A 14801-nucleotide genomic window follows, 5' to 3' on the forward strand; every position below is an offset into this window, starting at 1 on the left:
CGGCCGCGGTGTGTGCCGGCCCTACGTCGGCGTCGCGTCGAGGTCCAGCGTCTTCCGGAGCAGCTGGGTGAACCCCATCGAGCACAGGAAGTACCAGACGATCCACGCGGGCATCGGGCCGACCGCGCCCTGCATCCACTCGCGTTCGCCGAAGATGGGCAGCACCATGCCCTGCTCGGCCGCCACGAGGTGGCCGCCGTCGAGGATGGTCCAGTACATCCAGAGGAAGGCGGGGATGGTGAGGAGCATGATCCACGCCATCGGGCGGAAGTTCTCCTTCATCATCTCCCCCTGGTCGCCGAGGGCGTCCATCTTCTCGTCCTGGATGCGGTCGAGCGCAGCGTCGTCACCGCGCTCCTTGGCGGCCTCCTCGCGCTCGGTGATATCCTGCATCTTCTGTTGAATCTGCTTGACCTTGCTCCGGTCGACCATGTTCGCCTGCAGGAGCGTCGAGTAGAGGCCGGTGATGAGTGCCAGCGAGAGGATGACCGCGTAGAACGGAAGCACGTCGTTGAGTGGCTCGAAGACGACGTTGATGGTGCTCCCGACAGCGTTGCGGATCGGGTTGTAGTAGTAGCCGGCCATCATGCCGAGCGCGACGACCGCCGCGAGCTTGTCGCGGGTGTGCCAGCCCGAGCTCTCGCTGTCGACCTCGATGCTCTCGCTGGCGACGGTGATGTCGTCCTCGAGTACGTCGGTGACGGCGTCCGGGTCGACGACCACGAAGCCGTCCTCCTGCTCGCGGAGGATCGCACTCTGGATGAGTCGTCCCCAGCGGCCGCTGTCCATGCCGTCCTCGTCTTTGACGTCCTTCCACTCGACCTCGCCGTCCCCGTCGTCGGAGGCGTCCATGACGACCTGGAGCGCCTCCGACGTCCCGGGGTTGTCCGAGAGGAAGTCCTGTATGTCTTCTGCCGTCCAGGCCATATGAGAGCCTCTAGGCAGTCGTGGGATAAGAGTCTTTTACTCTGTGACTGCCTCGATGGCGGCCTTCACGTCGCTCCAGACCTCGTTCGGGGCCTGTTCGCCGTCGACGGCGACGAACTCGTCGGTGCCCTCGTAGTACTCGACGACCGGGAGCGTGTTCTCCTCGAACACGTCGAGGCGGTTCTCGGCGGCCTCCTCCGTGTCGTCCTCGCGCTGGACGAGCTCGCCGCCGCACTCGTCACAGACGCCCGGCTCCTCGGGCTGGCTGTACTTCACGTGGAAGTTCGCGCCGCAGTCATCGCAGACGCGGCGGCCCGTGAGCCGGTCGATCAGCTCCGAGCGGTCGACGTCGAGGTAGAGAACGAGGTCGAGGTCGGTCATGTCCGCGAGCTCCTCGGCCTGCTCTAGGTTGCGGGGGTAGCCGTCGAGGACGTAGCCATCGGCCGAGGAGAGCGCCTCCTCGACGATGGCGTTGACGACCGCGTCGGGGACGAGGTCGCCGGCGTCCATGTACTCGCCGGGGGTGTCGTACTCGAAGTCCATGTCCGAGATATCCATCTCCTTGTTCGAGCGGAGCGCGTCGCCCGTGGTGACGTGCTCGACGCCGAACTCGTCGACGATGTTGGCGGACTGGGTTCCCTTGCCTGCGCCCGGTGCACCGAGGATGAGGATGTGCGGACTGCTCATACGTGGCTGCTCGAACCCGGCACGTAAAGAGTTAAAGAAAACGGCTGGCACGGGGGGGGGGGCGACCGCAGCGGACCGCCCGTCGGGTTGTCGAGGGGACCGACCGACGGCTCGTCGCGCGATTACTCGTCCCGGTGATGGTCAGCTCGAAGCTGGCCGAGCCCCAGTAGCCCGACAGCGAGTCCGAGACTCTCACTCGCTCGATGGCCCCACGGAGAAACCCGCAAATTCAGCAAAAAATACGCGTGAACGATTGGTTCGATGGCTCGATGCGGTGGCGCGCGTTACTGGCCGAGCTCCTCGACGTTCACCGTGTAGCTCCCGGAGCCGGAGTAGGAGTCGACGAGGACGCCGATCTCCTGACCCGAGCTCACGTCGTCGAGCGTGATCTGCTCCTGGCTGTCCGGCGTGATGGAGCGCTTGTCGTAGTCGCTGGTCGTCGGCGTCCGACCGTCAGTCGTCACGTACAGGTCGAAGTCGGACCAGTTACCGCCCGACAGCGAGATGGTGACCTGGCACGGATTCTGCAGGTCGTTCGTCCACGTGTAGTCGTCCGAGTCGTAGTAGCCGTACAGGTAGCCGTCTGCGGAGCCGGTCGAGGACTCGTCGCCGCAGCTGCCGCCGTCCTCGGATTCGACGGTGATGGCGACGGAGTCGGTCGTGGTCGCGCCGTCGTCGTCGGTGACGGTGAGGCTGGCGCTGTAGTCGCCGGCCTCGCTGTAGGCGTGCGCGACGGTCTGGCCCGTCGCGGTCGCACCGTCGCCGAAGCTCCACTCGTAGGCGCTGATGGAGCCGTCGGCGTCACTGGAGCCGGAGCCATCGAAGGTGACCTCCTGGCCGACCGTGACAGTTGCCGCGGAGGCGTCGATGGACACCGTCGGTGCCTCGTTCTCCGGCGGGTCCGGGTCGTCGCCGCTGCCGACGAGGTTCGCTGCGTCGACGCGGCCCGCGCCCTGCTGGTTCTCCGGCAGTCCGACGTCGACGGCCGTGTTCTTCAGCTGGCTGCGCAGCTCGGTGTTCGACCAGCCGGGGTTCGCCGCGAGACCGAGTGCGGCGACACCGGCCGCTGCCGGGCACGCCATGGACGTACCGGAGATCTTGTTGTACGGCGAGTCGGTCCACGTCGAGAGGATGTTCACGCCCGGTGCGACGACGTCCTGCTTCTCGCCGTAGTTCGAGAAGCTGGCGAGGTTCTCGTTCTGGTCGATGGCACCGACCGCGATACACTCGTCGTACGCGGCGGGATAGGAGACCGAGCCCGACGAGTCGTTCCCGGAGGCACAGATGATAGTGACGCCGTTGTCCGCGGCGTAGCTGACGGCGTTTTTCATCGTGTTCGTGTAGCCGCCGCCACCCAGGCTCATGTTTACGATGTCCGCACCCTGGTCGGCGGCCCACTGGACGGCGTCCGCGATGTCGCTGGTCGAGCCGCTGCCCTGCTCGGAGAGCGCACGCCCCGACAACACCGTGGAGTTCGACATCCCGGCGATGCCGTCCCCGTTGTTCGTCGTCGCGGACGCGATGCCGGCGACGTGGGTGCCGTGGTACTCGTCGGCCATCGAGTCCGGGTACGGGTCGCCGTCGCTGTCGACGAAGTCCTTGCCCTTGTTCGACCCGAACTGACCCGTGAGGTCGGGATGGTCGTACTTCACGCCCTGATCGATCACGGCGACGGTGACGTCCTCGCTGCCGAGCGTGGTGTCCCACGCGGCGGGTGCGTTGACGAGCTGTGGCGCGTACTGGTCGCCGAAGCGCGGGTCGTTCGGCTCCGCGAGCGCGTGCAGCGTCTCGTTGAACTCGGCGTAGCGCACGTGGTCGAGCGACTCGAGGGTCTCGATGATGTCGTCGTCCGACATCGTGGTGACCTCGGGCTTCGACAGTGCCATGTAGCTGAGGTCGTCGTTCTCGTGCGTGACCGACATCCCGTCGGGGAGTCGCTCGTCGTTCGCGGTCGCCGACGCCACGTCGGTCACCGAGTACGTGTTCGTGACGCCCACGAGGATTTCGTTCGGCCGTGTGCCCGGTTCTCGCGTCGGTGTCGCGGACGACAGTCCCGCGAATGCTGCTGCCGCCCCCACGGCACCAGTTGCTTTCAGGAAGGTTCGTCGTCCCCAGTCGTCGCTGATATCGTCTGTCATGAGACAGCTCTACCGAGGACACGTTCCCTATTTAAATTTTTGTAGACTCAGATGCTAATTTTAATGCCTAGACAAATTGTATGCTGGTTGTCTGGAGTTGTTGAAAGCGCGTTCGTGCGAATCGTCACGGCTTTGAGCGGCACCGAGAGAGGGGAGGTATGGACGAGCGATTCAGGCGGCTCCTCCCGGGCACCGAGCCGCACCCCCGGGCACGCGTCGGACTGTTCGTCGACGGGCCGAACGTGCTCCGCGACGAGTTCGACGTCGACCTCGACGACGTGCGGACGGCCGCGACGGACGTGGGCGACCTCACGGTGGCACGGCTGTACCTCGACGAGCACGCGACCCCCGGCCTCATCCAGGCGGCCGAGGCACGCGGCTTCGAGGTCGTCATCACCAGCGGGGACGTGGACGTGAAGCTCGCGGTCGACGCGACCGAGACCGTCGTGACGGAGGCCGTCGACACGCTGGCTATCGCGTCCCGTGACACCGACTTCAAGCCGGTCCTCGAACAGGCGGGACGCTACGGTATCCGGACGCTGGCCATCGCGCCGGGCGAACACGGCCGCTCGGACGCGCTCCGGAACGCCGCCAACGACGACATCGTCATCGAGGAGTAGCGCCGCTGTCGGGGGGACGAACGGGAAAAAGGAGGCTGGGATGTGGGAGCGATCCCGGCGGGTGGTCCTTACTGCCCGATCTCTTCGACGCTCACCGTGTAACTGCCGGAGCCGGAGTAGGAGTCGACGAGGATGCCGATATCCTGGCCGGCGCTGACCGCGTCCGCGATGACCTGCTCCTGGCTGTCCTGCGTGATGGAGCGCTTGTCGTAGTCGCTGGTCGTCGGCGTCCGACCGTCAAGCGTGACGTACAGGTCGAAGTCGGCGTTGCTCGGCCCGGTCAGCGAGACGGTGACCTGGCACGGGTTGTCGAGGCTGGTCGTGTACGTGTACGACTTGGAGTCCCAGTAGCCCGACAACGAGCTATCGGCGGAGCCGCCCGTGGACGTGTCGCCACAGTTGCCGCCGCCGTCCTCGGATTCGACGGTGATGGCGACGGAGTCGGTCGTGGTCGCGCCGTCGTCGTCGGTGACGGTGAGGCTGGCGCTGTAGTCGCCCGCGGCGCTGTACGTGTGAGCGACGGTCTGACCAGTCGCAGTCGTGCCGTCACCGAAGCTCCATTCGTAGGAACTGATGGAGCCGTCGGCGTCACTGGAGCCGGAGCCGTCGAAGGTGACCTCCTGGCCGACCGTGACGGTCGCCGAAGAGGCGTCGATAGAGACTGTCGGCGCGGTGTTGCCGTCACCACCACCGCCGACGATGTTGAGCGCATCGACGCGGCCCGCGCCCTGCTCCTGCTCGGAGAGGCCGATGTCGACGGCCGTGTTCTTCAGCTTGCTCCGGAGCTGGGTCGCGTTGAGGCCGGGCTCGACTGCCTTGCCCAGCGCTGCGACGCCGGAGGCCGCCGGACACGCCATCGACGTGCCGGAGATCTTGTTGTACGGCGAGTCGTTCCAGGTCGAGAGCACGTCGACACCGGGTGCGGCGACGTCGAGGTTCGGGCCGTACTGCGAGAAGTTTGCGAGGTTCTCGTTGCTGTCGACCGCGGAGACCGCCACACACTCGTCGTACGCCGCGGGGTACGACACCGAGCTGGAGCCGTCGTTCCCGGCCGCACAGATCGGGAGGGTACCGTTGTTGACTGCGTAGGAGACGGCGTTTTTCATCGTGTTCGTGTAGCCGCCGCCACCGAGGCTCATGTTGATGATGTCCGCGCCCTGGTCGGTCGCGTACTCGACGGCGTCCGCGATGTCGGCGGTGGAGCCGCTGCCGCCACCGAGTGCGCGGCAGGCGAGCAGCGTCGAGTCCGACATCCCGGCGACGCCGGTCCCGTTGTCGGTGGTCGCGGACGCGATGCCAGCGACGTGGGTGCCGTGGTTCTCGCCGCTGGGTGCGATTGGGTCGCCGTCGCCGCCAGCGAAGTCGCTCCCCTTGTTCGAGCCGAAACGGCTCTGGAGATCGGGGTGCGTGTAGTCGACACCGGTGTCGACGATGGCCACCGTCACGCCCTCGCTGCCGAACGTGGTGTCCCACGCCGACGGCGCACGCACCTGCTGTGGTGCGTACTGCTGGGCGAACTTGGGGTCGTTCGGCTGGGCGAACGCGTGGTGCGTCGTGTTCTGTTCCACATAGCGGACGCCCGACTGGCGCTCGATCCGCGAGGAGACGGCGTCCATCGTCGAGGGTCCGTCACTGCGGACCTCGACGGCGATGTAGCCGAGGTTGTCGTTCTCGTGGACGATGTTCGCGTCCGAGGGTAGGTCTCGCTCGACCTTCCGCTGGACGGATGCCATGCTTGTCGAAGACGAGATGCCGACGAGGAGCTCGTTCTCCTTCGCACCCGGCTCGCGACCAGGGGTAGCCTGTGTGAGGCCCGCGAAGGCGGCCGCGCTCGCTGCGACACCGGTCGTCTTCAGGAAGGTACGTCTGTTCGTACCGCGTGGGGTATCATCTGCCATGCCCACCAATAGCAATTACCGCTGACCATTTATATTTTGGCAACGCGGAACTCAATTAATCGGCAGTGAACAAGATCAGTTGCCAGCCCCGCTTCCCGGGTGCTTCTCGGCTGCTGAGACCCACCGGTCCAGCGCGCAACAAGACGGGAGATAGTATTTACTTACGCGTTCACGCACACAGGTGAGGCCAGAGCCATGGACGACCTCGACACCCCCGTTCTCGACAATCACATGCACCTCGACCCGGACCACGGCCGCGGGATGGCGGCTGTCGACGACTTCGCACGGCTGGGTGGCACCCACCTGCTCGTCGTCAACAAGCCGTCCTGGCATCTGGGCGACCTGCCAGCCGACCGCGAGTCGTTCCGGCACGTGTTCGAGACCACCCTCGGTGCGGTCGCGGCCGCGACCGAGCGCCTCGACGGGCGCGCGTGGCCCGTCCTCGGCGTCCACCCCGGACTCGTCTCTCATCTGGTCGACGACGGCCACACACCCGCGGAGGCACGTGACCTGATGCAGGCGGGGCTCGACCTCGCCGCGGAGTACGTCGCCGACGGCCCGGCTCTCGCGCTGAAGTCCGGCCGCCCGCACTACGACGTCGACGACGCCGTCTGGGCGGCCTCGAACGAGGTCATGCGCCACGCGTTCTCGCTCGGGGCCGAGGTCGACTGCGCCGTCCAACTCCACACCGAGGCGAGCGACGACCTCACCGAGGTCGCCGAGTGGGCCGAAGACGAGGGTCTGGACCGCTCGCAGGTCGTCAAGCACTACGCGGGCGGCGAGCTCGCGGGGCCCGTCCCGAGCGTCATGAGCGAGAAGGACCGCCTCGAGGTCGCCGCCGCCTCGGACGCCGCGTTCCTCATGGAGACGGACTTCGTCGACGACCCCGACAGACCCGGTGCGGTGCTCGGCCCGAAGACGGTGCCACGCCGCGTCCGCTGGCTGCTCGAGGAGGGCCACGACGAGGCCGTCCGTCGCGCCCACGTCGAGACGCCCGAACTCGTCTACGGCATCGACACCGCCGCGACGCTGTAACCGCATGGAGGCCGCCACCTCCAACGGGGTGTCCGTGGTGTGTTCCGGCCACCACGCCGTGTCGTGTCCACGCACGGGTGTCTCGCGCCGGAACCGGTCACTGTAGAGAAAGGCATTTCACTACGCCGGGGTAGGTTGTGGTATGAGCAATCCCCCGACCGAATACTACTCGGCGGAACGCTGGCAGAACTGGATCGACCGGGTCGAAGCGGAGGACATCGACGCCGAAGACGAGGAGTCGATGCGCGTGTTCGACCTCATGCAGGACGACGCCGCTATCGCCGTCGCGAAGATCGTCTCCGCGGCCGACGACGGCGAACTCGACGAGGAGTCGGCCTCCGAGAAGATCAACGAGATCGGCGACATCGTCTTCACCGAGCCCGAGTTCGACGACGAGGATAAGCTGTTCCTCGTCGGCAGCGTTCAGGAGAGCCTGAGCATCGTCCTCCACGCTGCGATGGAGTACATCCACGCCGGTGTCGCCGACGAGGCTGCCATCCCGGAGTACGTCTCCGCCGCCGCCGAGGCCGAGGACGAGGAGGACATCGAGAGCGCTCGCGGCTATCTGGTGAAGGCGGGGACGCTCATCATCGACGGTGAAGAGCTCTCGCCCGAGCTCGGCGAGGAGCTCGAGTACGGCCCGGTCGCGCAGTGGCTCAACGGTCTCGCCAGCCTCCAGTCCGCGATGGAGGATCCCGAGGTCGTCGAGGAGGACGAGGACGCCGAGTAATCGGGGGTTATCCCTTCGGTAATTCGGTCATAAGGGTTTTACTCGCGCCAATCGAATCTGTGCGTAGAATGGAGTTTCTCGACGACGAGCGGGGGGTGAGCGTCCAGGTGGGCGCAGTGATTCTGCTCGCATTCGTCGTCATCGCGATCTCGACCTACCAGGTGCAGGTCGTCCCGAACCAGAACGAGGAGGTCGAGGTCAACCACAACCGCGAGGTCCAGGAACGCATGCAGGACCTCCGCGACACCGTCGGTACGGTGCCGGCGCGGGGTGTCGGCGGCTCGGTCGCCGTCCCGCTCGGCACGCGCTACCCGGCTCGGAGCATCTTCGTGAACCCACCGCCACCGACGGGCCTGTTGCAAACCGTCGGGACGACGAACGGGTCGGTCGGGTTCACCGTCGACAACGCCTCGGCACTCGACGGCGAAACTGCGGACTACTGGAACGGCACCGCTCGCTCCTTCTCGACCGGTGCCATCGTCTACGAACCGCGCTACAACGTCTACCAGAGCGCGCCGACGACGGTGTACGAGAACTCGCTGGCGTACAACCGCTTCCGGACCGCGAACATCACGCTGACACAGCAGGACGTGTTCGACGGGAACCGCATCACGCTCACCGCGCTCGACGGCGAGGTCCGGCAGGAAGGCCGGACTGCATCACTGACAGTCCGGTCGGCGACGAACGAACCACGCACCGTCACCGTCGAGGGCAACGCCAGCGACCCAGTCACGGTGACGATTCCGACCACGCTGTCTGACGACGAGTGGGAACGCATTCTCGAAGAATCGGGCCAGTACGACCAGGCACGGACGGACCCGAACGCGAACGTCACTGACGTCGATCTGGTCCGTCAGCTCAGCACCGACGGGGCCGTCCCGCTCTTTCTCGTCACCTTCGAGCTCGAACCCGGGACCTACCGCCTGCGACTCGCGAAAGCCGGCGTCGGGACCGGAGTCACACCCGTCGACGGCGGCTCCTACCTGACCACGCCCGAGAGTACGTCTCGAAGCGTCCCGGCCGGTGGGAGCGAGACGCTCACCGTCGAGGTCCGCGACCAGTTCAACGGCGCACAGAGCGGCGTGGAGGTCGCGGCGAGCGTCGACGGTGACGGCTCGCTCCAGGGCGGCGGCACGGAACGGACCGGCGACGACGGTCGCGCACGGTTCACGTACGACGCTCCCTCCAGCAGCAGCTCCGCGACCGTGACGGTGAACCTCTCGACGGGTGCGAACCGCTCCCAGCAGGTCGAGTTCGACCTCACGGTGACCGCGAGCGGGGGCGGGGGCAGTGGGAACGGCGCGTACAACGTCACGTGGCACGACCCCGAAAACCGGACCGCCTCCGGTACCGCGACGGTCAATTGCTCGCCGCGTGGCCAGTGCACCATTCAGGGCAACGGCGAGTCCGCCGTCGACCTCCCGATGGTCATGTTCACCGACCCCGTCGCCGACGGTGCCAGCGTCACCTACTCCGTGAGCAACAGCACGGTCGGGAACTTCTCGCCGACCAGCGGGACGACGAACAGCACCGGAGAGGACCAGACGACGCTGACAGTGAGTCAGAACGGGACGGTGACGACGTACGTGACGAGCGGTGCGGGCGGTGATCGGGTAGAGTTCACCGTTGCAGGCGTGGCAGGCGGCCCGGATTTCCAACCGGGAATCGTCTACACTACGCCATCCGATCAGTACCTCAGAAGTGTCGGACAGAACGGTGTAATTAGATCCTACGACTCCGCAGTTACTGGCTCGGTCTCTGCAGTCGGAGCGATGGAAGTCGACTTCGATGGCGATGGGAGAGAAGAGATTCCCTTCGTCGATGAGAACAGTAATCTCAAATTAATCGACATTGAGGGGGAGACACAGACTCTCATCGGCGGGTCGACTTTCGGACCGGGTTACACCCAGACCAGATTAGGCGTAGGGACCTACCGTGGTACCGGCCCATACGTCTTCTTTGTCGACGGCAATAACGAACTCCGTACCGTCGACAGTGCAGGAAACTTGGGAACAGTTTATCGAGATCCGACCAAAAACAATCCAAAGCCGATTACGGTTGCAAGCGTTGGGGGGACAGGTGACATAGATGGTGATGGACAGAACGAAATCACAGTCGTTGGGAGTAACAACGACAAACTCGGATGGGTTGATCCGAACGGCCAAGAGAACCAGCTTCAGGAACGTAATACCAAACCGACATCGGCGAACTCGATAAGCGATCCTGCGGATTTCATCGGGGCTGATGGGACCGTTGAGTTCGTCGTCAGAAAGGGAGCGAACAGCGTGTACACGGTGAACGCCACCGACGGTTTCTCGTTCACTACTGCTAATTCCTCCATTGCAGACGGTCCCCCGCTTGCGACAGTCGACATAGTTGGAGCTGCAACCGAAGAAGTGATTTACATCGACCAGAGCGGTTACCTCCGGTATATTACTGCGTCCGGAACCGAAGGCTACGTTCGAGATGATGATGGGAACCGAATCGGGGTAAATCAAGGTACCAGTGGGGTGGCATGACGTGGATAAAGTTCGGTCTCACAGGAGTACCGGCCCCGACCGCTCCCAATCGACCGTCGTTGCGGTCGTCCTCCTCTTCGGCTTTCTCATCCTCGCGGTGACGGCGTGGCAGGTGAGCGTCGTCCCCGCACAGAACGAGGAGGTCGAGTACGGTCACAATCAGGAGGTCCACGAACAGATGCAGGAGCTCCGCAGCCGGATGGTCTCGGCGAGCGCCGGTGGGCGGGGCGGCAGCGTCGCCATCCCGCTGGGGACGACGTACCCGGACCGGACGATCTACCGGAACCCGCAGCCGCCGGTCGGCCAGCTGCGGACGGTCTCGGGAGGTGGCGTAGTCACGATGAACGTGTCCAACGCGACGCCGGTCGACGGCGAGACGGCCGACTTCTGGGGGACCGAGCTGAGCTACGACACCGCGCTGGTCACCTACCGGCCGGGGTACCACGAGTACGAGGGCGCGCCGAGGACCGTGCTGGACAACACGCTCCTGTACGACCGGTACGACTCGACCACCCTGGTCCGTTCGCCGCAGTCGCTCGTCGATGGGAAGCGGCTCTCGTTGCTGGTCGCGTCGGGGAACGTGAGCGAGACGCGGTCCGGCGTCACCGCCGACCTCTCGCTCCAGGTGACGCCGACGAGCAGTTCGACGAACACCGTCCGGGTCGAGAACGACTCCGGGCCGGTGACCCTGACGGTGACCTCCTACCGGTCTGCCGAGTTCTGGAACGAGACGCTGGCCGCGGACGGCCAGCTCGAGAAGGACGGCGGCTACGTCGCGGGCGTGGTGAACGGGAGCACGCTCACCGCGCCCGACGGCGAGCCGCTCCACCGGGTCGGTATCACGCTCGTCGCGAACGAGACGTACACGGTGCAGACGACGCAGGTCAACCTCGGGACGGCGTCGGAGCCAGACCCGAGTCCCCCCGAGCCGGCGTACGTGACCGTCGTCGATGGGAGTGGGGGAACGGTTGAGGCCGGCTCGTCGCGAGAGTTCACAATCGAGGTCCGCGACCGGTACAACAACCCGGTTCCGGGCTCGACGGTGAACCTCTCGGTCGACGGCAGCCGGGGCGACCTGACGGTCGACGGGACCTCCAAGGGCGAGTTCGACGACCTGGTGGTCGGCGACGACGGTCGGGTGACGGTCCGGTACGACGCGCCGGACTCGGTGACGACGGCGACCGACGTGACGGTGAACGTGAGCCTCGACGCGGACCCCCAGAGTGGCTTCGACCCGAGCGCACCGCTGAACGCGACGGTCGAGACGACCGTCACCCCCGGGGGCGGTGGCAGCGGTAGCGGCGGCGGGAGTGGTGGTGTGTACACCGTCGAGTGGGACCGCAACAGCACGGTCACGGTCGACAGGACGGCCTCCCCGACGCGGAACTTCACCGCCCGCATCGTCGAGGGGCTGGCGAACCAGCCGGTCGAGTTCAGCGTGAACGACACGGGCGTCGCGACCATCACGAGCGCCGACGGGCAGACCAACACCTCGGGTGCGGCCGACGCGGCGTTCGACTTCCAGAGCGACGGCACCTTCCTCGCGTACGTCACGAGCGGGGGCAGCGGCGACCGACTGGTCGTCGAGGTCGTCAGCGGCGCGCTCTCGCCGCTCGTCTGGCAGACCGCCGCGGACTGGGACGCCGCGACGAGCGAGGAGGGCGTCGTCCACGCTGACCGCGGCGACCACGACGCGGGTGCGGTCCAGTTGGGCTATCCGACCAGTGGGTCGGGGCTCGTACTGTACTATCCGTTCGACGAGAATACCGGCTCGACGGCCGCCGACGCAAGTGGGGGCAACGACGGGACCGTCGACGGCGCGACACAGGGCGTTCCGGGCGTGTTGAACACCTCGGCGTACAGCTTCGATGGCCTCGACAACTCGGTGCAGGCCCCGACGGACCTCTCGTCGTCACTCGGCGACAGTGGGACGGTGTCGGCCTGGATCAAGACCACTCAGAGTGGAGACGACACGATGTGGCAGGCTCCGGGCATCACCGGCGTCGAGAGCAACGGCGACGGGAACGACGTGTTCTACGGCTGGATCGACGCCTCGGGCAACATCGGTGTCCAGGCCGGTGACAACGAGAGTGCGCAGAGCACTACGGAGATCAACGACGGCACCTGGCACCACGTCGTGCTCGTCCGGAACGCGAACACCGGTGAGACGCGGGTGTACGTCGACGGAGTGCTGGAAGACACCGCGACATCCGACAAGGGGGCGAAGACGAGTTCGTTCTCGGGTATCGGCGTCATCGAGGACACCGGCAGCTCGCCGGAGTACCTCGACGGTCGGCTCGACGACGTACGCCTCTACGACCGTGCGCTCACCAACGCCGAGGCGCTGGCGCTGTACGAGACGACCCGGAACGGCAGCATCACGACCGCCGAGAAGACTACCCCGGTCACGGTCGACCCGCGCACCATCCGGCTGGAGAACGTCACTGCCGACGTGCCTCCGGGAACGAGCCTCACCACCTACGTCGAGTCGGACCCCGAGGACGACGGGACGTGGAACCGGAGCGACCCGGTCTCAATCGTCGACGGACAGCAGTCCTACGCTGTCGGCGACGGGAACTTCGGCACGTCGAGTGACCGGTTCCGCGTCGTCGTCGAACTCAACACGACCGCGCCGGCACAGAGCCCGTGTCTCGCCGGGCTGACCCTCGAACCCGACGGGGCGAGCGGCGTGGCCGTCGTTGGCGACTGCCCAACGTACGACGGCGGAGGCACGCAGCCGACCGCGTCGTTCACCGCAACGCCGTCGAGCCCGACCACGGGTGACACGCTCTCGGTCGACGGGTCCGGCTCCACGGACGTCGATGGCTCGGTCAGCAGCTACGAGTGGACGTTCGGTGACGGCACCACCGCGACCGGTGCGACGGCGAGTCACTCCTACAGCCAGCCCGGCACGTACACGGTCACGCTCACGGTCACCGACGGCGACGGCCTGACCGACACCACGACCCGTACGGTGACGGTCCGCCCCGCCGCGCTGCTGACCGCCGTCCAGCCGAACCCCGACGCGCTTGGCGATAGCGACGGCGAGTTCATCGCCGTCGAGGTCGACGGCCCGCTCAACACGACGGACTGGGTCGTCCGCGACGACGAGAACGGGACTGGCGAGACGAGCGCCGAGTTCCCGGCGACGACGAACGGCACGGTCTGGTTCGTCCGGAACACCACCGCGTTCGAGAACCAGTGGTCCGTCCCGGCGGACGTGACGCTCGTTGAGTTCGACCCCGGTAAAACCGGAGTGCTTGCGAATACAGCCGGCGAGCCGCTGGAACTCGTCAACACCTCCAGCGGGCGGGTGCTCGACGAGTTCGCCTACGGCTCCGCGAGCACGAGCAACGGCTGGAGCTACACCTACAGCAACACGACCGCCGTCGCGGTCCGCGACAGCAACGGGAGCGGTTGGTACGTCGACACGGACGACCCGAGCGACTGGTCGGACGTCGCCGAGACGGCGTTCTTCGACCCCGCACCGAACGCGTCGTTCGACTACGCGCCGGAGACTGTCCACTCGAACGAGTCGGCTACCTTCGACGGATCCGGGAGTACGGTCGCCGGCGCCGGGAGTTACGAGTGGGAGTTCGGTGACGGGACGACCGCGACAGGTCAGAGCGTCAGTCACAGCTTCGACTCTCCCGGTACCTACACGGTGTCGCTCACCGTCACCGACGCCAACGGCGCGACGGATACCACGACCCGTACCGTGAACGTCGGTGGGCCGGTCAGAGACGGCGACGCTGAGACGCTGACCGGTGGTACGGCCGACTCCGTCGTCACGCTCTCGCTCGCGAACAACGCCTCGACCGACTTCGACGTGACTGGCATTAGCGTGGAAGCGACGGGTAACTCGACGCAGTTGCGGGAGCCGTGCTACACGCTCGGCGGGGGCTACGAAGCGAGAGAAGTCATGATCGACCAGAACTTCAGCAACGGGTTCACCGACCCGAACGACGGGTACGCAGCGCAGTTCGAGATCGATTTAATCGGGTGCCTCTCCGACGGGTTCACCCACGGAAATAAAATCAACGAGACCAGCGCATCCGACTGGAACACCCCGGTCGTCCCGGCTGGGCAGAACACGAGCGTCTTGCTCGTCGAGTTCCAGGATGGATTTGACAATCCGGTCAGCATGGCCGGGGAAGAGGTCACTGTCACCGTCACCGTCGAGTACGCCGACGGGACCACCGATACGGAGACGTTTACCTACACCCTCTGATTTTCGACGACCGTCG

Annotated in this window: 9 protein-coding genes; 5 read left to right on the top strand and 4 right to left on the bottom strand. The window is 66.0% G+C overall.

Translation table 11 applies throughout. The features are described 5' to 3' along the window. Nucleotides 1-21: 21 nt before the first annotated feature. The 3 genes from NO978_RS05735 to NO978_RS05745 form a co-directional block, all read right to left on the bottom strand. Nucleotides 22-927 carry a DUF106 domain-containing protein gene (locus NO978_RS05735; protein ID WP_257298577.1) on the bottom strand — a complete coding sequence of 302 codons (906 nt, stop codon included), beginning with the start codon at nt 925-927 and terminating at the stop codon, nt 22-24. A 36-nt stretch (nt 928-963) separates the two neighbouring features. Beyond that, nucleotides 964-1614 (bottom strand): adenylate kinase, encoded by a 651-nt coding sequence (locus NO978_RS05740; protein WP_257298578.1) that lies wholly within the window; start codon nt 1612-1614, stop codon nt 964-966. A 284-nt stretch (nt 1615-1898) separates the two neighbouring features. Then, nucleotides 1899-3752: a S8 family serine peptidase gene (locus NO978_RS05745; protein ID WP_257298579.1), complete on the bottom strand. Its 1854-nt coding sequence runs from the start codon at nt 3750-3752 to the stop codon at nt 1899-1901. A gap of 158 nt (nt 3753-3910) precedes the next feature. Here NO978_RS05745 and NO978_RS05750 point away from each other — a divergent pair, with 158 nt between their 5' ends. Continuing rightward, nucleotides 3911-4372, top strand: coding sequence for an NYN domain-containing protein (locus NO978_RS05750; protein ID WP_257298580.1), 462 nt, complete (start codon nt 3911-3913; stop codon nt 4370-4372). Nucleotides 4373-4440: 68 nt separating this feature from the next. On the opposite strand, the gene NO978_RS05755 is transcribed toward NO978_RS05750, so the two are convergent. Next, on the bottom strand, nt 4441-6270 hold the full coding sequence (locus NO978_RS05755) for a S8 family serine peptidase (RefSeq protein WP_257298581.1): 1830 nt from the start codon (nt 6268-6270) through the stop codon (nt 4441-4443). 195 nt (nt 6271-6465) lie between these two features. Here NO978_RS05755 and NO978_RS05760 point away from each other — a divergent pair, with 195 nt between their 5' ends. From NO978_RS05760 to NO978_RS05775, 4 genes are all read left to right on the top strand, one after another. Further along, nucleotides 6466-7305 carry a TatD family hydrolase gene (locus NO978_RS05760; RefSeq protein WP_257298582.1) on the top strand — a complete coding sequence of 280 codons (840 nt, stop codon included), beginning with the start codon at nt 6466-6468 and terminating at the stop codon, nt 7303-7305. A 142-nt stretch (nt 7306-7447) separates the two neighbouring features. After that, nucleotides 7448-8035, top strand: coding sequence for a DUF2150 family protein (locus NO978_RS05765; RefSeq protein ID WP_257298583.1), 588 nt, complete (start codon nt 7448-7450; stop codon nt 8033-8035). 68 nt (nt 8036-8103) lie between these two features. Then, nucleotides 8104-10554: a hypothetical protein gene (locus tag NO978_RS05770; RefSeq protein ID WP_257298584.1), complete on the top strand. Its 2451-nt coding sequence runs from the start codon at nt 8104-8106 to the stop codon at nt 10552-10554. Between the two features lies 1 nt (nt 10555). After that, nucleotides 10556-14785, top strand: coding sequence for a PKD domain-containing protein (locus NO978_RS05775; protein WP_257298585.1), 4230 nt, complete (start codon nt 10556-10558; stop codon nt 14783-14785). Nucleotides 14786-14801: the final 16 nt, after the last annotated feature.

This window comes from Haloarchaeobius sp. FL176, assembly GCF_024609245.1.
Taxonomy (GTDB): Archaea; Halobacteriota; Halobacteria; order Halobacteriales; family Natrialbaceae; genus Haloarchaeobius.